Origin of the sequence: Marinobacter sp. bablab_jr003 (genome assembly GCF_016464245.1) — a bacterium.
Classification (GTDB): Bacteria; Pseudomonadota; Gammaproteobacteria; order Pseudomonadales; family Oleiphilaceae; genus Marinobacter; species Marinobacter vinifirmus.
This window is the reverse complement of the sequence record NZ_JADARC010000108.1, coordinates 131795-150517: the sequence shown is the minus strand read 5'-3', so window position 1 is coordinate 150517 and position 18723 is coordinate 131795. Positions and strand designations below refer to the sequence as shown.

15 protein-coding genes and 1 pseudogene are annotated in these 18723 nt (G+C 58.8%); 8 read left to right on the top strand and 8 right to left on the bottom strand.

What is annotated here, in order from left to right; genetic code table 11:
- Window positions 1–34: 34 nt before the first annotated feature.
- From lolA to cobA, 4 genes and pseudogenes are all read left to right on the top strand, one after another.
- Window positions 35–688: an outer membrane lipoprotein chaperone LolA gene (gene lolA / locus H3Z84_RS11650; protein WP_199457574.1), complete on the top strand. Its 654-nt coding sequence runs from the start codon at window positions 35–37 to the stop codon at window positions 686–688.
- On the top strand, window positions 688–2022 hold the full coding sequence (locus tag H3Z84_RS11645) for a replication-associated recombination protein A (RefSeq protein ID WP_199457573.1): 1335 nt from the start codon (window positions 688–690) through the stop codon (window positions 2020–2022). Before lolA ends, H3Z84_RS11645 begins: the two co-directional genes overlap by 1 nt.
- 118 nt (window positions 2023–2140) lie before the next feature.
- A complete protein-coding gene (gene serS / locus H3Z84_RS11640; protein ID WP_199457572.1) occupies window positions 2141–3415 on the top strand; it encodes a serine--tRNA ligase in 1275 nt (424 codons plus the stop codon).
- A gap of 38 nt (window positions 3416–3453) precedes the next feature.
- Window positions 3454–4269 (top strand): annotated as a pseudogene (gene cobA, locus H3Z84_RS11635) (uroporphyrinogen-III C-methyltransferase); the annotation flags it as partial.
- Between the two features lie 74 nt (window positions 4270–4343).
- Here cobA and H3Z84_RS11630 read toward each other — a convergent pair.
- The 8 genes from H3Z84_RS11630 to gloB form a co-directional block, all read right to left on the bottom strand.
- A complete protein-coding gene (locus H3Z84_RS11630; RefSeq protein ID WP_199457570.1) occupies window positions 4344–5417 on the bottom strand; it encodes a 3-deoxy-7-phosphoheptulonate synthase in 1074 nt (357 codons plus the stop codon).
- 117 nt (window positions 5418–5534) lie between these two features.
- Window positions 5535–6320, bottom strand: coding sequence for an enoyl-ACP reductase FabI (locus tag H3Z84_RS11625; RefSeq protein WP_199457569.1), 786 nt, complete (start codon window positions 6318–6320; stop codon window positions 5535–5537).
- 69 nt (window positions 6321–6389) lie between these two features.
- The gene (locus H3Z84_RS11620; RefSeq protein WP_094624041.1) at window positions 6390–7988 is read right to left on the bottom strand and encodes an ABC transporter ATP-binding protein; all 1599 of its coding nucleotides are present in this window, start codon (window positions 7986–7988) and stop codon (window positions 6390–6392) included.
- A 1-nt stretch (window position 7989) separates the two neighbouring features.
- Window positions 7990–9012: an ABC transporter permease gene (locus H3Z84_RS11615; protein WP_058340863.1), complete on the bottom strand. Its 1023-nt coding sequence runs from the start codon at window positions 9010–9012 to the stop codon at window positions 7990–7992.
- Entirely contained in the window at window positions 9012–10097 is a 1086-nt protein-coding gene (locus H3Z84_RS11610) for a microcin C ABC transporter permease YejB (RefSeq protein WP_199457568.1), read from the bottom strand. The genes H3Z84_RS11615 and H3Z84_RS11610 overlap by 1 nt, the downstream gene beginning before the upstream one ends.
- Window positions 10098–10143: 46 nt before the next feature.
- On the bottom strand, window positions 10144–11976 hold the full coding sequence (locus H3Z84_RS11605; RefSeq protein WP_199457567.1) for an extracellular solute-binding protein: 1833 nt from the start codon (window positions 11974–11976) through the stop codon (window positions 10144–10146).
- Between the two features lie 12 nt (window positions 11977–11988).
- Window positions 11989–13728, bottom strand: a complete 1740-nt coding sequence (locus tag H3Z84_RS11600; protein WP_199457566.1) for a LysM peptidoglycan-binding domain-containing protein — start codon at window positions 13726–13728, stop codon at window positions 11989–11991.
- A gap of 166 nt (window positions 13729–13894) precedes the next feature.
- Window positions 13895–14689, bottom strand: a complete 795-nt coding sequence (gene gloB, locus H3Z84_RS11595) for a hydroxyacylglutathione hydrolase (protein WP_199457565.1) — start codon at window positions 14687–14689, stop codon at window positions 13895–13897.
- Between the two features lie 118 nt (window positions 14690–14807).
- Here gloB and H3Z84_RS11590 point away from each other — a divergent pair, with 118 nt between their 5' ends.
- From H3Z84_RS11590 to H3Z84_RS11575, 4 genes are all read left to right on the top strand, one after another.
- Entirely contained in the window at window positions 14808–15608 is an 801-nt protein-coding gene (locus tag H3Z84_RS11590; protein ID WP_199457564.1) for a class I SAM-dependent methyltransferase, read from the top strand.
- On the top strand, window positions 15609–16052 hold the full coding sequence (gene rnhA, locus H3Z84_RS11585; RefSeq protein ID WP_199457563.1) for a ribonuclease HI: 444 nt from the start codon (window positions 15609–15611) through the stop codon (window positions 16050–16052).
- 44 nt (window positions 16053–16096) lie between these two features.
- Window positions 16097–16807 carry a DNA polymerase III subunit epsilon gene (gene dnaQ / locus H3Z84_RS11580; RefSeq protein ID WP_199457562.1) on the top strand — a complete coding sequence of 237 codons (711 nt, stop codon included), beginning with the start codon at window positions 16097–16099 and terminating at the stop codon, window positions 16805–16807.
- A 132-nt stretch (window positions 16808–16939) separates the two neighbouring features.
- Window positions 16940–18646, top strand: coding sequence for a chemotaxis protein (locus H3Z84_RS11575; RefSeq protein WP_199457561.1), 1707 nt, complete (start codon window positions 16940–16942; stop codon window positions 18644–18646).
- Window positions 18647–18723 lie beyond the last annotated feature (77 nt).

Here is an 18723-nt window from a genome sequence, read left to right as displayed (position 1 = left end):
GAGATCAACTATGCTAGGTGCTTTGAAGGCTACTATGATCAGATCACTGCTGGCCGGGTTTGCGTTGGTGGCGGCCCTTGGCTCGGCAGCACCGGCCCTGGCTGACAGCGAGCAGGAATCCCTGAAAGCGGCAGAGCAGCTGTCCGCCATGTTGCGCAGCTACGAAACCTACCAGGCCCGGTTTATCCAGATTGTGGTGGACTCCAGCGGTGGCCGCGTGCAGGAAACCCGGGGCAACCTGAAGGCCAAGCGCCCGGGCCTGTTCTACTGGGAAACCGGTGCGCCGCTGTCCCAGTTTATTGTCAGTGATGGTGAAAAAGTGGAGGTTTACGATCCGGACCTGGAGCAGGTGACCATCCATACCCTGGATGACCGTATCCAGACTACTCCGGCGCTGTTGCTTAGTGGCGAGGTGGGTAACCTGAATGAAAGCTACAGGGTGTCCGGTCGCAGTATCGGGGAAGATACCCGGGAGTTTACCCTGGAGCCCCGCAGCGCCGATTCGCTGTTCACCTCTTTGCGCCTGAGCTTCTACGATGGTGAGCTGCAGGAAATGCGCATGGAGGATTCCCTGTCCCAGATGAGCATTCTCAGCTTTGACGAGATCCGCCTGAACGAAGACATTGAACGCAGCGCCTTCCGGCTGGAATACCCGGAGGAGGTTGATGTTATCCGGGACGGCGTCTGATGCAGGACAGCCTGTTTCAGACTGAAGCCGGTTTCCAGCCGCTGGCCGCCCGCATGCGGCCGGCAACCCTTGATGACTACGTAGGCCAGAAGCACCTCGTTGGTCCCGGCAAGCCCCTGCGCCGGGCCGTAGAACAGGGCCAGTTGCACTCCATGATCCTGTGGGGGCCGCCCGGGGTGGGCAAAACCACCTTTGCCCGGTTGCTGGCCAATGTTGGCGAGCTTTCCTATGAAACCCTGTCTGCCGTACTTAGCGGGGTGAAAGAAATCCGCGAAGTGGTGGAGCGGGCCCGCAATCGCAAACAATCCCAGGGCCGCGAAACCCTGCTGTTTGTGGATGAAGTACACCGCTTCAACAAAAGCCAGCAGGACGCGTTTCTTCCGCATATCGAGAATGGCACCTTCATCTTTGTGGGCGCCACTACGGAAAACCCTTCCTTCGAGCTGAACAGCGCCCTGTTATCCCGCACGCGGGTTTACGTGCTCAAAAACCTTGAGCGGGATGACATCCTGCAACTCCTGCACCGGGCGCTCACCAGTGATGCCGGTTTTGGCGGCAGACTGCTGATTGACAAAGACGTACTGGAGACCCTGGCCGAATCCGCCGGTGGCGATGCCCGCCGCGCCCTGAATATCCTGGAAGTCGCGGCCGACCTGGCAGACCCGGAAGGCCCCGAATCCAGTCGCATTACCGCCGCCACCCTGGAACAGGTGCTGCAAACCAGTTTGCGCCGCTTCGATAAGGGCGGCGACGTGTTCTACGACCAGATCTCCGCTCTGCACAAATCCGTACGCGGATCCAACCCGGATGGCTCCCTGTACTGGCTGTGCCGGATGCTCGACGGCGGTTGCGATCCCCTCTACGTGGCGCGGCGGCTGGTGCGGATTGCCAGCGAGGATATCGGCAACGCGGACCCCCGGGCGCTGCAGATCACCATGCAGGCCTGGGATGCACAGGAAAGGCTCGGCTCTCCGGAAGGGGAACTGGCCCTGGCCCAGGCGGTTACCTACCTGGCCATGGCGCCCAAGAGCAATGCGGTCTACAAGGCCTACAACCAGTGCATGGCCGACATTCGCAAAGACCCGGATTATGAAGTGCCGGTACACCTGCGAAATGCCCCGACCAAGCTCCTCAAAAGCATGGGCCATGGCGAGGAATACCGTTACGCCCATGACGAGCCGGATGCCTTCGCCGCCGGCGAATCCTACCTGCCGGAAGCCATCCACCAGCGCCGTTATTACGAACCGGTGATGCGCGGGCTGGAAATCAAGCTGGCCGAAAAACGCCAACGGCTCGACGCCCTGGATGCCCAAAGCCCGAAAAAGCGCTATTGATACTCCCGGTTTACTGAATTTATGCCGGGCGCAGGGCTGAAGGTGGTCAGCAGCACTGCGGCAGGTATAATGCCGCTATATTCTAATTCATTCGTTAACCGGAAAATTCAGGAAGATCATGCTCGATCCGAAACGTGTCCGTACCCAGACTGAAGAAATCGCCCGCCGGCTGGCCATTAAGAACTTCGAGTTTGATGTGGCTACATTCGAACGGTTAGAGGAAAGCCGCCGAGCCATCCAGGTTCGTACGGAAACACTGCAGAGCGAGCAGAACAAGCGTTCCAGGTCCATCGGCAAGGCCAAGGCATCTGGCGAGGATATCAAGCCTTTGCTGGAGGAAGTGGACAACCTGAAGCGCCAGAAAGCTGAAGCGGAAGACGAATTGCGTTCTGTCCAGGAATCCCTGAATGCCTTCTTCGCCGGAATTCCCAACCTGCCGGACGAAGACGTTCCGGCGGGCAAGAATGAAGACGACAACGTCGAAACCCGCCTGTGGGGCACGCCCCGGGAATTCGACTTTGAGCCGAAAGATCACGTGGCACTGGGTGAAGACCTGAAAGGCCTGGATTTCGAGAAAGCCAGCCAGCTGGCCCATTCCCGGTTTGCCGTTATGCGCGGCCAGCTGGCCCGTCTGCACCGGGCCCTGGCCCAGTTCATGCTCGACCTGCACACCGAAGAGCATGGTTACACCGAGGCCTATGTGCCTTACCTGGTGAATGCCAATACCCTGTTTGGTACCGGTCAGTTGCCGAAGTTCGAGGAAGACCTGTTCCGTACCGCCGGTGACAACCCGCTGTACCTGATTCCGACGGCGGAAGTGCCGGCCACCAACCTGGTGTCTGACACCATTCTGGATGATGCGGAGTTGCCGCTGCGCCTGGTTTGCCACACACCCTGTTTCCGCAGCGAAGCCGGCTCCTACGGCCGTGACGTGCGGGGCATGATTCGCCAGCACCAGTTCGACAAGGTAGAGCTGGTTCAGGTGGTGCGCCCGGAAGACTCCGCCAAGGCGCTGGAGCAGCTCACCGGCCACGCCGAGAAAGTGCTGCAGTTGCTGGAATTGCCGTACCGGGTAATGACCCTGTGTGGCGGCGATATGGGCTTCTCTGCGGCCAAGACCTTCGACCTGGAAGTGTGGCTGCCGGGGCAGGGCAAGTACCGTGAAATTTCGTCCTGCTCCAATACCCGCGATTTCCAGGCTCGCCGTATGCAGGCCCGTTGGCGCAACCCGGAAACCGGCAAGCCGGAGCCGGTACACACCCTCAATGGCTCCGGCCTGGCGGTAGGCCGCGCCATGATTGCGGTGATGGAAAACTACCAGCAGGCGGACGGCAGCATCCTCGTTCCGGAAGTGCTGAAGCCGTATATGAGAGGCCTGGACAGAATCCAATGAGCCAGAATAAAGAAGGTACTCCATCGCCAGGAGCGATTGGTGTGGCCTCTGCCGCACCAAGGTATCGGGCGAATCCGATTACCGAAAACCCGAACAACTCTGCCGGAGAGGTTGCCCTGGTGGGCGCCGGGCCCGGCGACCCCGAGTTGCTGACCCTGAAAGCCTGGCGGCTGATTACCAACGCGGAAGTGGTATTGTACGACCGCCTGGTGTCACCGGAAATCATGGCCCTGATTCCGGAAACTGCCGAGAAGATCCATGTCGGCAAGCAGCGTGCTAACCATACCCTGCCGCAGGATCAGATTAACCAGCGCCTGGTGGACCTGGCCCGTGAAGGGCATAAGGTAGTACGCCTGAAGGGCGGCGATCCGTTTATCTTCGGCCGTGGTGGCGAGGAAATCGAAACCCTGGCCCAGGCCGGGGTGCGGTTTCAGGTCGTGCCGGGTATCACCGCCGCCTCTGGTTGTTCGGCCTACGCGGGAATTCCGTTGACCCATCGGGACTATGCCCAGTCGGTCCGGTTTATTACCGGCCACCTGAAGAACGACAGTTGTGATCTGCCCTGGGCTGATTTTGTGCAGACCAGCCAGACCCTGGTGTTCTACATGGGGCTGGTGGGCCTGCCGATTATCAGTCGGGAGTTGATCGCCCACGGCATGGCGCCGGATATGCCGGTTGCACTGGTGTCAAAGGGCACCACGCCGGAGCAGGAAGTCATTACCGGTACGCTGGAGACCATCGTGGGTATCATCGAAAACCGGGAAGTGGCCGCGCCCACGCTGGTGATTATTGGCGAGGTGGTCACCCTGCGCAACCGCCTGGACTGGCTGGGCGTACAACCCGAGCCATATTGAGTTTGGCCAAACATCAGGCATAAAAAAAAACCGGAGCTGAATGGGCCCGGTTTTTTTATGCCTTGCGAATCGAATCAGTCGATTCGCTTGGGCAGTACGTCCTTGAGCTTTTCCCGCATGGTGCGGATCGCATTCTCGGTGGTTTCCCAGTCGATACATGCGTCGGTTACCGACACGCCGTACTTCAGGTCTGCCAGGTTTTCCGGAATAGACTGGTTGCCCCAGTTGATGTTGCTTTCCACCATCAGGCTCTGGATAGACTTGTTGCCTTCCAGGATCTGGTGGGTAACGTCCTGCATTACCAGCGGCTGGATGGCCGGGTCTTTGCTGGAGTTGGCGTGGCTGCAGTCCACCATGATGGACTTGCGCAGGTTGGCTTTCTCCAGCGCCTGCTCACACAGGGCAACGTTCACAGAATCGTAGTTGGGCTTACCACCGCCACCGCGCAGTACTACGTGACCGTAGTTGTTGCCCTTGGTGCGGATGATGGCGCCTTTACCCTGCTGGTCGATGCCCAGGAAGCTATGAGGATGGGAGACCGATTTCATGGCGTTAACAGCAACATCCAGGCTGCCGTCGGTGCCGTTCTTGAAGCCGATAGCCATAGACAGGCCACTGCTCATTTCCCGGTGGGTCTGGGATTCCGTGGTACGGGCTCCGATAGCAGACCAGGCGATGGTGTCCTGCAGGTACTGCGGAGAAATCGGATCCAGCGCCTCGGTTGCCGTTGGCAGGCCCAGTTCATTGATATCCAGCAGCAGGCGACGGCCGATGTGCAGGCCCTGTTCGATGTCGAAGGTATCGTTCAGGTGCGGATCGTTGATCAGGCCTTTCCAGCCAACGGTGGTCCGCGGCTTTTCGAAGTAAACCCGCATCACCAGCAGCAGGGTATCGCTGACTTCGTCGGCCAGTTTCTTCAGTCGGTTGGCATAGTCCCGGGCAGCGTCCACGTCGTGGATAGAGCAGGGGCCAACTACAATGAACAGACGGTGGTCTTTGCCGTCCATGATGTCGTAGATTGCCTGACGGCCGTTGGCCACGGTTTCTGCAGCGGTATCTGAAAGCGGCAGTTCGCTTTTCAGGGCTTCAGGAGTGATCAGTGGTTCCTGGCTGGCCACGTTCAGGTTTTCCAGTTTCTTGCCCGACATCTTGTAGTGCTTCCCCGGTGACTGAAGATTAACGCAAATGGTGCCGGCAGGCGGTTGTCCGCCCGCCGGTGAGCTGGTTAGTCTGCGTTATTTGGCAGTGCTTTTCAACGGCGGTGCTCAGTCGTCCAGCGAACCCATGCCGGAGATATTGGCGCCGGCGTCTACGTACAGAACCTCGCCAGTGATACCGGAGGCCAGGTCAGACGACATAAACGCAGCGGCGTTACCGACTTCAATTGTAGTCACGTTACGACGCAACGGAGCGCGCTTGGCGTTCTCGCTCAGCATACGGCGGAAGCTGGCGATACCGGAGGCGGCCAGGGTCTTGATCGGGCCGGCAGAAATCGCGTTCACCCGGATGCCTTCTTCGCCAAGGCTGGCGGCCATGTAACGGACGTTGGCTTCCAGTGAGGCCTTGGCCAGGCCCATCACGTTGTAGTTCTGCAGGACACGTTCGGCACCCAGGTAGCTCAGGGTCAGCAGGCTGCTGCCTTCGTGCATCATCTTGCGGGCACCCTTGGCCAGCGCTACGAAGCTGTAGGAGCTGATGTCGTGGGCAATCTTGAAGCCTTCGCGGGTGGTGACATCCACATAGTTGCCGTTCAGCTCGTGGGCCGGGGCAAAGCCAACGGCGTGGATGATGATGTCGATGTTGTCCCAGTGCTTGTTCAGCTCGGTGAACACATTCTCGATTTGCTCGTCGCTGGCGACATCGCAGGGCAGGGTGATGGTGCTGCCCCACTGTTCCGCGAATTTCTCAACGCGGGACTGCAGCTTTTCGTTCTGGTAGGTGAAGGCCAGTTCGGCGCCTTCACGGGCAAACGCCTCGGCAATGCCGTAAGCGATGGAATGCTTGCTGGCTACGCCAACAATCAGTGCTTTCTTGCCACTGAGAATTCCCATGGGTATCTGCTCCCTGTGTTCCTGTGATTTGCGCGTATTATCCCCGACCGGGGTACACGCGGGTAACGGTCAATTGGTCGTAGTCTGGTAGAAGAAGGCTGCGTTCAGCAATTCCCGGGTATACGGCTGTTCCGGTTGCCGGAAGATCTTCTCCGCATCGCCGTACTCCACGATGCTGCCATGATGGAGCACCAGCAGCTTGTGGCTCAATGCCCGGACGACGGCCAGGTCATGGCTGATAAAGATATAGCTTAACCGATATCGCTGCTGTATATCCCGCAACAGTTCGATCACCTGTTTCTGCACGGTTCGGTCCAGCGCGGATGTCGGCTCGTCCAGGATAATCAGCTCAGGTTGCAGAACCAGGGCACGGGCGATCGCAATGCGCTGGCGTTGCCCTCCGGAGAACTCATGGGGGTATCGGTGCCTGGCTTCCGGGTCCAGGCCGACATCCTGCAAGGCGCGGATGACACGGGCTTCGTGCTGGTCCTGGTTGTCCGGGTCGTGAATCGTCAGGCCTTCGCCGACAATTTCGGCAATGGACATGCGCGGGCTCAGGCTGCCGAACGGGTCCTGGAACACAATCTGGATACGCTTGCGCCAGGGCCGGAAGGCTTTCTGGGTGAGGTTGCCGATGTCGGTGCCACCCAGCTGGATGTTGCCGGTTGCGCCGGTGAGCTTTAACAACGCGTGGCCGATGGTGGTCTTGCCACTGCCGCTTTCACCGACAATGCCCAGGGTTTCCCCGGGGCGCACTGTGAAAGCCACGTCCCGAACGGCGTGGTAGCTCTCTTTTACCCGGCCAAACAGGTCCTTTTTGATGGGGAAGTGCACGTTCAGCTTATCGACTTTGATCAGCTCAGGGCCGCCGGTTTCTGCCGCAACCGGGTGTTCCGGTGGCTCCGCATCAATCAGCTTGCGGGTGTAGGGGTGGGATGGCGATTCAAACAGGGTGGCGACCGGTGCTTCTTCGACCCGTTTGCCGCGCTCCATAACCACCACGTTATCGGCATACCGGCGCACCAGGCTCAGATCATGGGTAATCAGCAGCATGGCCATACCGAGCTTCTGCTGCAGGGATTTCAGCAGTTCCAGCACCTGCTTCTGTACGGTGACATCCAGAGCGGTGGTGGGTTCGTCTGCAATCAGTAACTCCGGCTCGTTGGCCAGGGCCATGGCAATCATGACCCGTTGCTTCTGCCCACCTGAAAGCTGGTGCGGATAACTCTTGAGGCGACGTTCCGGTTCCGGAATGCCCACCAGCGCCAGCAGTTCCATGCATCGCGCCCGGGCTTGCTCGCCCCGCAGGCCCATGTGCAGTTCCAGCGTTTCGGTAATCTGCTTCTCTACCGTGTGCAGCGGGTTCAGGGACGTCATGGGCTCCTGGAAGATCATGCTGATCTTCCGCCCCCGGATTTGCCGCAACCGTTTTTCCGGGGCCTTCAGAAGGTCTTCGCCCTGATAGGTGATGCTGCCAGACGGATAGTCGGCGTGGCGCTCGTCCAGAAGGCGCAGTACCGACAGGGCGGAAACCGACTTACCGGAACCGCTTTCACCCACCAGCGCCAGGGTCTGGCCTTTGTTAATGGATAGGGACAGGTCATCCACCACCAGCGGGCCCTTGTCGAAACGGATGGAAAGCCCCGAGATGTTCAGTAGTTCGCTCATATCAGTTCTTTCTCGGGTCAAAGGCATCACGCACGGCTTCACCGGTAAACACCAGCAGGGTCAGCATTACGGACAAAGACACGAACGCCGAAATGCCCAGCCAGGGTGCGTGCAGGTTGGACTTGCCCTGGGCGATCAGTTCCCCCAGGGATGGCGACCCGGACGGCAGGCCGAAGCCCAGGAAATCCAGTGAGGTCAGGCCGGTAATGGCACCGGTCAGGATAAAGGGCAGGAAGGTGAGGGTGGCGACCATGGCATTGGGCAGTATGTGCCGGAACATGATGTGACGGTTCTCCAGGCCCAGGGCTCGGGCAGCCTTCACGTATTCGAAGTTTCGGGCCCGCAGGAACTCGGCGCGCACCACATCCACCAGCCCCATCCAGCTGAACAGCAGCATGATGCCCAGCAGCCACCAGAAATTGGGCTGAACGATAGCCGACAGGATAATCAGCAGGTAGAGCATGGGCAGGCCGGACCAGATTTCGATGAACCGTTGCCCGAACAGGTCAACCTTACCGCCGTAATAGCCCTGAATGGCGCCCACGATTACGCCCACAATACAGCTGGCAATGGTGAGGGTCAGGCCGAACACCACGGAAATTCGGAACCCGTAGATAACGCGGGCGGCGACATCCCGGCCCTGGTCATCGGTACCCAGCCAGTTCTCGGCACTGGGGGGCGCTGGTGACGGTACGTCGAGGTCGTAGTTGATGGTGTTGTAGCTGAAGCGGATTGGCGGCCAGATCATCCAGCCGTTAGCGTTGATTTCCCCGGCGATAAAATCATCCCGGTAGTCCGTTTCGGTGGGCAGGAAGCCGCCAAAGGTTTCCTCCGGCACGTTCTGTACTACCGGGAAATACCAGTCGCCCTGATAGGACACCATCAACGGCTTGTCGTTGGCGATCAGCTCGGCGGCCAGGGACAGGCCAAATAGCAGCAGGAACAACCACAGGCTCCAGTAGCCGCGCCGGTTGGCCTTGAAGTTACGAAGCCGTCGCTTCTGTATGGGAGAGAGTGTTGGCACTACGCACCCTCCCGGCTTTCAAAGTCGATACGGGGGTCCACCAGCACGTAGGTGATGTCGCTGATCAGCTTCAGGACCAGGCCCATCAGGGTGAAGATATACAGGGTGCCAAAGATGACCGGGTAATCGCGATTGAGGGCGGCCTCGAAACCCAGTAAGCCCAGACCGTCCAGGGAGAAGATAACTTCAATCAGCAGGGAGCCGGTAAAGAACAGCGACACCAGTACCCCGGGCAGGCTGGCAATCACAATCAGCATGGCGTTACGGAATACATGGCCGTAAAGCACCTGTTTTTCCTCAAGGCCCTTGGCCCTGGCCGTGACCACGTACTGCTTGCCGATTTCATCCAGGAAGGAGTTCTTGGTGAGCAGGGTCAGGGTGGCAAAACCGCCAATGACGTTGGCGGTTACCGGCAAGGCCAGGTGCCAGAAGTAGTCACCAATCTTCTGGTACCAGGTCATCTGATCGAAATCGGCAGAGGTCAGCCCCCGCAGCGGGAACCAGTCGAAGTAACTGCCACCGGCAAACAGTACGATCAGCAGGATGGCGAACAGGAAGCCGGGAATGGCATAGCCCACCACGATGGCGGAACTGGTCCAGACGTCGAAGCGCGAGCCGTCCGAGACCGCTTTGCGAATACCCAGGGGAATAGAGATTAGATAGATGATGAGGGTAGACCAGAGCCCCAGGGATACCGAAACGGGCATTTTATCGATGATCAGTTCGATGACCGTACGGTCCCGGAAGAAAGACTCGCCGAAATCGAAGGTGGCGTAGTCCTTTAACATCATCAGAAAACGTTCATGGGCCGGTTTGTCGAAGCCGTACATTGCCTCGATTTCTTGCAGCAGTTCCGGTGGCAGGCCCCGGGAACCCCGGCTGTCAGAAGAGCCGGTCGCCACCTCGCCGCCGGTGTCTCCACCACCGGCCCGGGCCAGGGCGCTGCCGCCGTGGCCTTCCATTTCAGCGATCAGCTGTTCTACAGGCCCGCCGGGCGCCGCCTGCACGATGATAAAATTCAGCAGCATTATCCCGACCAGGGTCGGGATAATCAGGGCCAGCCTGCGGAGTATGTAAATGCCCATTGAGGGGAGGAGTCCTTCCGTTACTGCTGTGGAATAAACCGGCGGATCAGGGTTTGACCCACCAGTTGTTCAGGTCGATACCGTTTTTCGGTGTGACCTCCGGGCGCTGCAGTTTGTTCCAGTACGCAACCCGGTCCCTGGTCAGGTGCCAGTGGGGGATCACATAGTGGCCGTGCAACAATACCCTGTCCAGGGCGCGGACGCGGTATACCAGTTCGTCCCGGTCCGGTGCCTGGATGACCATCTCCACCAGGCGGTCCACCACCGGGTCACTCACACCCATGTAATTGCGGGAGCCGGACACATCCACGTTGGATGAGTGCCAGTATTCACGCTGCTCATTGCCCGGAGAATCGGACTGGGGCAATACCTGGGTGATCATGTCGAAATCGAAATCCCGCACCCGCTGAACATACTGGTTGCTGTCCACCAGCCGCACGGATACGTCAATCCCGAGGCGCTCAAGGTTCTGCCGGAAGGGCAGGACAACGCGCTCGAAACTTTTCTGGAACAGCAGTACCTCAAAAGCCAGTGGCTTGCCGGTTTCCGCGTGCACCATCTTGCCGTCGCGGACGCTGTAGCCGGCTTGCTGCAGCAGTTGCATGGCCGTGCGCAGGTTATCCCGCATGGAAGTGCCGTCACCGGTCGTTGGAGGCGTGTAGGTCTCGGTGAAAACAGCCGGGTTCAACTGATCCCGGAACGTCTCGAGAATCTCCAGCTCGCGGCCGGAGGGCAGGCCGGAAGAGGCCAGGTCGCTGTTCTCGAAATAGCTGTCGGTGCGGGTGTACTGATCGAAGAACAGGTTGCGGTTGGCCCATTCAAAGTCAAAGGCATAGGCCAGGGCCCTGCGTACCTTCGGGTCTTTGAACACCGCTTTGCGAGTGTTGAAGACAAAGCCCTGCATGCCGCTGGGGCGGTGGTGTTCAACCGCTTCCTTGGTGATTTCGCCGTTGTCGAAGCCGCGCCCGGTGTAGGCAGTGGCCCAGTTCTTGGCGGAGGTCTCCACCCGCAAATCGAAGTTGCCGGCCTTGAAGGATTCCAGGGCCACGGTGTCGTCGTTGTAGTACTCGTACTTGATGCGATCAAAATTGAAGCGGCCCTTGCGGATGCTCAGGCCTTCCGCCCAATAGTCGTCGACCCGCTCATAGGTTACCGAGCGCCCGGCCTCGTAGCTGTCGATGCGGTAAGGGCCGCTGCCAACCGGGACATCCAGGCCGTTACCTTCGAACTTGCGGTCGACCCAGTAGTGGGCCGGCATCACAGGCATCTGCCCGAGGATCAGGGGCAGCTCACGGTTTTCGGTGGCGCCGAAATCAAAGCGGATACGATGGCTGTTTTCGACCGTGACCTTGCTCACGTCCGCATAGTAGTTGCGGTAAAACGGGTGGCCTTCGGTGGTGAGTATCCGGTACGAGAATTCAACGTCTTCGGCGGTAATGGGCTCACCGTCCTGGAAGCGGGCCTGCTCCCGGAGGTTGAAAATCACGTAGCTGCGATCTTCCGGTACTTCAACGCTCCCGGCGATCAGTCCGTATTCGGAAAACGGTTCGTCGGCAGAGGATTCCAGGAGGGTGTCGTAAACGTAGGTACTGACGCCAGCTGCCGCAACACCCCGGATAACAAACGGGTTGAAACTGTCGAAGCCGTTGGCCACCACAGACATACGCAGGGTGCCGCCCTTCGGAGCGTCCGGATTTACGTAGTCAAAGTGGCTGAAATTTTCCGGATACTTCAGCTCGCCGTGCATGGCAATGCCGTGCACGGGAGCGGGATTCGAAGCCGCCGGGGTTTCCGCAACGGTGGTTGCTGCGGTGGCCATCAGGGCCAGGGAGGTGAAAATACTGGTCAGTGAAAAGGCGGCTTTCCGTGTTTTTATCATGGTTCTCGCACGTTAAGGGCTGTTTCTTATGTCAACGTAGAGTACCAGACTTTGTCCGGGTTGCAGATAACGCTTGGTATTAAGATCGTTCCATGATGCGATGTCCCGCACATTCACCGAGAAACGGTTGGCAATGGCAGACAGTGAGTCGCCACTGCGGACCCGGTAGCCCACCTTGCGAACCATTGCCTTGCTGCGGGCAGAGTTGTTGGAGGCAACGGTGGGTTGTGCATTCTTGGACCAGATAACCAGCTTCTTGCCGGGAATCAGCGGGTCGCCGGGAGCCATACCGTTCCAGGCGGCCACTTCACGCACCGATACCCGGTGTTCGCGGGCGATGTCCCAGAAGGTGTCGCCGGAACGCACGGTATAGGAAACCTTGTTGCCATCCCGCTTGCGTGACTGAGTGCGCTGCAGGCGCTGGGACTGGCTAAGGGCATAGGCATCAGCGCCGCGGGATGAGGATGGAATCAGAAGGCTCTGGCCGATGCGGATCAGGTCGGAATCCAGTTTGTTCACCTGGCGCACCACAGACGTAGTCGTGCCGAATTTGCGGGCGATGCTGTTCAGGTTGTCGCCCTTGCGGACCTTGTAGTTCTGCCAGGATACACGCTGTTCTTTCGGGAAATTCGCCAGGGCCTGGCGGAACTCTCCGGCATTCTGTTTCGGAACCAGGAGACGGTGCGGGCCTTCCGGATTGGTGGCCCAGCGATTGTAAGACGGGTTCAGCAGGTAGATTTCATCAATATCCACCCCGGCCAGCTCGGCAGCCTGGGCCAGGTCCAGCTGTGAGCCGGTATCCACCACTTCGAAGTAGGGCTCGTCGTCCAGTGCTGGCAACTCGATGCCATAGGCTTCGGGGTTGTCGAAGATCTTGGCCAGTGCAATCAGCTTGGGCACATAGTGTCTGGTTTCCTTGGGCAGTGACAGAGACCAGAAATCCGTCGGTTTTCCGGCATTCCGGTTACGCCGCATGGCGCTGGATACGGTGCCGCCGCCGGCATTATAGGCGGCCAGGGCGAGGGTATAGTCACCGTCAAACCGCTTCGCCAGACGGTCCAGGTAGGTCAGGGCTGCGTCGGTTGCTTCCAGCACATCTCGGCGGTCATCGTGCCACCAGCTTTGGGTCAGGCCGAAGTATTTGCCGGTAGAAGGAATGAACTGCCAGAGGCCGGCTGCCCGGCCATGGGAGTAGGCAAACGGGTCGAACGCACTTTCGACAATCGGCAGCAGGGCCATTTCTGTCGGCAAACCCCGTGCCTCGGTTTCTTCCACAATATGGTGCAGGTAACGGGAGCCCCGTTCGACAACCCGCTTGATGTAGCTTGGGTGGCGGGCGTACCAGTCGAGTTGTGACTTGACCCTGGCGTTGTCGACAGAGTGGTCCATGGCGAAACCTGAACGCATCCGGTCCCAAAGGTCCTGGCTGTCGGCACTGGCATCTGCCCGGGTTTTCGGATCGTCCAGTTTTTGCCGGGCATCCTTCGCCTTGGCGCGCAGTTCCGGGGATATGGCGTCATCCAGCGGGGCATCCGTGGCTTCATCGCCATTGCCGGCAGCCACCGAGGCTTTCAGGTCTTCGTCTCCCCGGGCTACTACTACCTTCTCGGAATCCACCGGGTTGCCTTGCTGGTCAGTGTCCGATCCGAACCAGGCTGATGGGGAGTTCCAGTTCTCCATGATCTGGGTACTGCTGCAGGCAGAAAGCAGCGAGGAAGCGAGTAACACATATGAGAGTCGTTTGACCGGCATAAAAGAGTTCCGAGTAGCGCCGGCAGCGTCATGTATAAAGGGCCGGCAGAAATGACTGGTTACGGTCGATAGCAGGTTGGGATTCTAAGAAAGCCCTTTCACGGCGGTCAAGAATTGCCGTGTTACAGCTGTGACAAGAACTGTTAACCGGCAGCGCCGGAAAGGATCAGAAATGATCCTTTCCGTGCCGGACAGCTGCAAAAATTTCGCTATCCGAGCCGGAGGGCAAACCCTGCTCGGCACAGTACCGATAGGCGGCTTCTGCCACTGCCGGGTCGTCCCAGCGCAGGAACAGGTTCAGCGATTTCTCGGCGGCGATGGTTGAGGGCACGGTGGGCAGGCCCTGGTCACGGCGTGCCTGGCACTGTTGCTCGAAATCCGCCAGGGCCTGGTCGTCGGGCAACCAGCTGCGGGCAAACCGCAGGTTGGCCAGGGTGTATTCATGGGCGCAATACACGGCTGTATCGCCGGGCAGATCCCGGAGGGTACTCAGGGACTGGTGCATTTGCTCCGTCGTGCCTTCGAACAAGCGACCACAACCGCCAACAAACAAGGTGTCGCCACAAAACAGTACCGGCTTGCCATCGACCTGTGTGGGGCTGAAATAAGCCAGGTGGTCGAGGGTGTGGCCCGGCACGGCCAGCACGTCAAAGGTCAGCCCCTGCCAGACAACTTCGTCACCGGGGTGAACCGGGTGATTGCTGCCCTTGAACGGGGATTCCGACGGCCCGACCACGCGCACGTCTGGCCATGCTTGCTGCAGGTCTTTGATGCCGCCGACGTGGTCCGGGTGATGGTGAGTAACCAGGATGGTGTCTGCAACCAGGTTGTTGGCGGCGAGGTAGTCCATCACCGGCTGCGCCTGCCCCGGGTCTACAATCAGTGCCTTGCCGGTGTCCTGGTCTGCCAGGCACCAGATATAGTTGTCTGAAAACGCCGGAATCGGGTGAATACTGAACATGGTGACCCCATGTGCTCGATGAATGTGCCTGTTATGATAATGCAACCGTGCTGTCATCCCAAGAAGCGCGCCCGTGAATCCGGCCCGGAACAGGGGCGCTGATGTTGGAGAAATCCTGGTGAAAGGTTTGCAGCCTGTTGATTATTCCGCACGCCACGAAAGTTTCGAGCGCTGGATACAGACCCCGCTTGGCCGCGCCCTGCTGGCCAGCCAGCGGCGTGTCCTTGACCATCACCTGGATGGATTAACCGGCGCCCGGCAATTGCAGGTGGGGCTGAGCCATCGATTGCCCCTGGCCAGCGGTACCGACTTCTCCCAGAAAATCATCACCACGCCAGCCTGGTATCCCCATATGCCGGACGGCGTAGCGGTTTGCGATGCGGATGAGTTGCCGTTTCCCGGGGATTCGATGGACCTGGTCATCCTGCACCACACTGCCGACTTTTCACCGGATCCACACCAGGTGCTCCGGGAATCGGCCCGGGTGTTGCGGGGAGAAGGGCACCTGGCTTTGATTGGATTTAACCCGCTCAGTCTCTGGGGTGCGCGCAAGCTTGTTTCGCGGAATCAGCTCGGCCCATGGGGCGGTCGTTTTCTGCTCAGGGCGAGGATGGAAGACTGGCTCAGGCTGCTGGGGTTTCAGCTGGAGGGCAGCGCCACGTTTTTCTGTACCCTTCCGCTACAAAGAAAGGGCAACTATATAAGCCGGCAAAGCAAAGACCTGGATTGTCACGGACATTTCCTGCCAGTCGGGGCCTATTACTGTATCCTTGCCCGCAAACGTGTCTATGCCCGGTTGCAGCGGCGGGTGCCGTGGCGTAAAACCCGGGTCGTGTCGTTACCCGGGGCTGTGGGTTCCCACGGAACCTGCGCCAGCACCGGCACGGTAAAGAAACAGCAAAACAGTTCAGGAGTGTGAATGGCCGGCAAGGTAGTGATGTATACCGATGGTGCCTGTAAAGGTAACCCGGGCCCCGGCGGGTGGGGTGTATTGTTGCGTTATGGCGATGCCTGCAAAACCATGCACGGCGGAGAGGCGCAAACCACCAATAACCGTATGGAACTCATGGCCGCCATTCAGGGCTTGAGGGCGTTGAAGCGGGAGTGTGAGGTGGAACTGTACACCGATTCCCAATACGTCCGTAAAGGCATCACCGAATGGATGGCCGGCTGGAAGCGTAACGGCTGGAAAAACTCGGCCAAAAAACCGGTTAAAAACGCCGACCTCTGGCAGGAGCTTGATGCTGAAGCCGCCCGGCACAAAGTAAGCTGGCACTGGGTCAAAGGGCATTCCGGCCACCCGGATAACGAGCTGGCGGATGAGCTGGCGAATCGTGGCGTGGCTGAGTTGTCCGGCAGCTGAACCGGCATTTTCTAAAGTCTGATGGGTATTTCTGAAGGTAAGCAATGAGACAGATCGTACTGGATACCGAAACAACGGGTATTGATCCCAACGATGGCCACCGGATTATCGAGATTGGTTGTGTTGAGGTGGTCGAGCGGCAGCTGACGGGCAGGAACTACCACGTTTACATCAATCCGGAACGGGAAGTAGAGGCCGAAGCCATAACCGTTCACGGCATTACCAACGAATTTCTGAAAGACAAACCGAAATTTGCGGAGATTGCCGACGAGTTCTTCGAATTCATCAAGGGCGCCGAGCTGGTTATCCATAACGCGGCGTTCGACGTCGGCTTCATGGATTCCGAGTTTGCACGCCTGAAGCCTGTCCGCAAAACGGCGGACCACTGCGGTGTTGTCGATACCCTGGCTATCGCCCGGGCCAAGCATCCGGGCCAGAAGAACAACCTGGACGCGCTCTGTAAGCGTTACGGCGTAGATAACAGCAACCGTGACCTGCACGGCGCTTTGCTGGATGCCGAGATCCTGGCCGATGTCTATCTGCTGATGACCGGCGGCCAGACCGCGCTGTCACTGGACAGCGGCGCCGGTGATGATGGTAGCGCCGGAGGCCTGCGCAGGATCAGTTCAGAGCGCCAGCCGCTGGCCGTTGTACGCGCCAGTGATGAAGAAGCCGAAGCCCATGATGCGTTCATGGCGATGATGGAAAAACAGGCCGGCGGAACGGTTTGGAGCAAGTTACAGGGAGCAGAATGAGAACTGGGTCAGGGTGTACCAAATGTTACATTCCGGCTTTCTTGAGGTACTTGAATTCTGTGTTATAAGTAATGGGAAGTTCGCCAGTTTTTTGGTAACTGATTATTCTTTGTAAGGAAGCAGGAAACGTTTATGGTTCAATCGTCTCTGGCGACGAAATCGCAGTCGTTTGATCTGGTCAAAAGCGAAATCGAACAGACCATCAAGCAGGCCGAGGCCAGCCTTGAACGTTTCCAGGAAAACCGCGAGAGCGGGGAAGACCTGCAAAACTGTGTCGATTACCTGAACCAGCTTCGCGGCATTTTCCTGTTGGTGGAGCTGCGCGGTGGCACCCTGCTTTGCCAGGAAGCCGTCAGCCTGGCCAACGATGTACCTGTTGGCGCCAACGACGACAAAAACATTCTCCTGACCACTCTCAGCGGTGCGCTGTTTATCCTTCGCCGCTATGTGGAGTATTACCACCAGCAGCGGGAAGACCATCCCGAACTGTTGCTGCCGGTGATAAACGATCTGCGCGAAGCCCGCCGCGAAAAACCTTATCCCGAATCCTGCTTTTTTGACCTGGAGGTCAGGGAGCGTCCGGATTTCTGCAAGGGCAAGGCGATTCAGCCGCTGGAAGGTGGCGAAGCGGAATACGAAATCCTTGCCCGGCGCATGCGCCTGACCTTCCAGGTGGCGTTGCTGGGTGTTCTCCGGGACAGGAACGAAGTGGTCAGCAAAAAACTGATCGCCCGCTCGGCCCGGGGCTTTGCAAGGTTATGCCAGGGCGCACCCATGGGGCAGATGTGGTGTTTGCTGGCCACTGTGGCGGACACCATGCTCGACCGGGCGATGGTGTTCAATAAAGCCCGCAAGCGGCTGCTGATGCGTATTGAGAAATACGCCCGAGAAGTGGTGTATGTGGGCAAGGTTGCTACCGCAAAAGACGCCCCTGACTCCCTGATTCGTGACCTGGTCTACCTGCTGTACCGCAGTGGTTCCGGCAACCCGGAAGTCGCCGAAGTCTTGTCAGCCTGGCAGGTAGCACCGTCTGACTTCCCGGATGCCCTGCTGGAAGCCCATTCCCGCCGCCTGTACGGGCCGGGTTCCGATGTCCTGAAATCCCTGTCGGAAGCTCTGCAGGAAGAGCTGAACCAGCTCAAGGACAAACTGGATATTATCGAACGGGGTATCGAGCCGGACCTCGCTGAACTGGTTTCCATTGCCGAGTCTCTCGAACGCCTGGCCAATACCCTGGTGATGCTCGACCTGAACCGTCTGGCCGGCGTTGCCCGTGAAGAAGCTGGCAAGCTTCGCCAGTGGCAGCAAGAGGATCGCTTGCCTGAGGAAGATGAATTGTATCGCCTGGCCGATTCGGTGCTGGGTGTTGAAGACGCGGTGATGCAGATTGTGTCCCGTGGTATTACCTCTGAAACCGACGCCCTGGCCACCAGTGAGCGTAAAGCAGGAGAGTCGATTTACCTGCAGGAAGCGGTCTGGGTGGTAGCAGACGAAGCCCGAAGTGCACTGACCCTGGCCAAGCGGGCAATTACCGCGTTTATTGAATCTGACTACGACAAGCTGCACCTGGCAAACCTGCCCGGAACATTGCGAAGTATCTGGGGTGGCCTGGTGATGGTCAACGATCCGCAGGCCGCAGATGTGATCGCGCGCGTTGCCGCTTCTATCCAGGAGCGTTTGCTGGATGCCCGCGAAGCACCGGTTTCCCAGGTACTGGAAGCCCTGGCGGATGCACTGACCTCGCTGGAATACTACATTGAGAGCATCGGCCGCCGTGAAGATCGCAACACCGATCTTCTGAAGCTGGCGGAATCATCACTGGATGACGTAGGGCTGTAACAGCCGGCCCGCTTTTCGGGCTTTTGTCCAGCCACAAAAAAACCTGCGACTTGCGCAGGTTTTTTTGTGGAACGTTC

Excerpts from the sequence above, each read along its gene's own strand:
- H3Z84_RS11600 (WP_199457566.1), bottom strand. The coding sequence starts at position 13,728 with ATGCCGGTCAAACGACTCTCATATGTGTTACTCGCTTCCTCGCTGCTT.
- H3Z84_RS11620 (WP_094624041.1), bottom strand. The coding sequence starts at position 7,988 with ATGAGCGAACTACTGAACATCTCGGGGCTTTCCATCCGTTTCGACAAG.
- H3Z84_RS11605 (WP_199457567.1), bottom strand. The coding sequence starts at position 11,976 with ATGATAAAAACACGGAAAGCCGCCTTTTCACTGACCAGTATTTTCACC.
- H3Z84_RS11610 (WP_199457568.1), bottom strand. The coding sequence starts at position 10,097 with ATGGGCATTTACATACTCCGCAGGCTGGCCCTGATTATCCCGACCCTG.
- serS (WP_199457572.1), top strand. The coding sequence starts at position 2,141 with ATGCTCGATCCGAAACGTGTCCGTACCCAGACTGAAGAAATCGCCCGC.
- H3Z84_RS11575 (WP_199457561.1), top strand. The coding sequence starts at position 16,940 with ATGGTTCAATCGTCTCTGGCGACGAAATCGCAGTCGTTTGATCTGGTC.
- rnhA (WP_199457563.1), top strand. The coding sequence starts at position 15,609 with ATGGCCGGCAAGGTAGTGATGTATACCGATGGTGCCTGTAAAGGTAAC.
- H3Z84_RS11645 (WP_199457573.1), top strand. The coding sequence starts at position 688 with ATGCAGGACAGCCTGTTTCAGACTGAAGCCGGTTTCCAGCCGCTGGCC.
- gloB (WP_199457565.1), bottom strand. The coding sequence starts at position 14,689 with ATGTTCAGTATTCACCCGATTCCGGCGTTTTCAGACAACTATATCTGG.
- H3Z84_RS11630 (WP_199457570.1), bottom strand. The coding sequence starts at position 5,417 with ATGTCGGGCAAGAAACTGGAAAACCTGAACGTGGCCAGCCAGGAACCA.
- lolA (WP_199457574.1), top strand. The coding sequence starts at position 35 with ATGATCAGATCACTGCTGGCCGGGTTTGCGTTGGTGGCGGCCCTTGGC.
- H3Z84_RS11625 (WP_199457569.1), bottom strand. The coding sequence starts at position 6,320 with ATGGGAATTCTCAGTGGCAAGAAAGCACTGATTGTTGGCGTAGCCAGC.
- dnaQ (WP_199457562.1), top strand. The coding sequence starts at position 16,097 with ATGAGACAGATCGTACTGGATACCGAAACAACGGGTATTGATCCCAAC.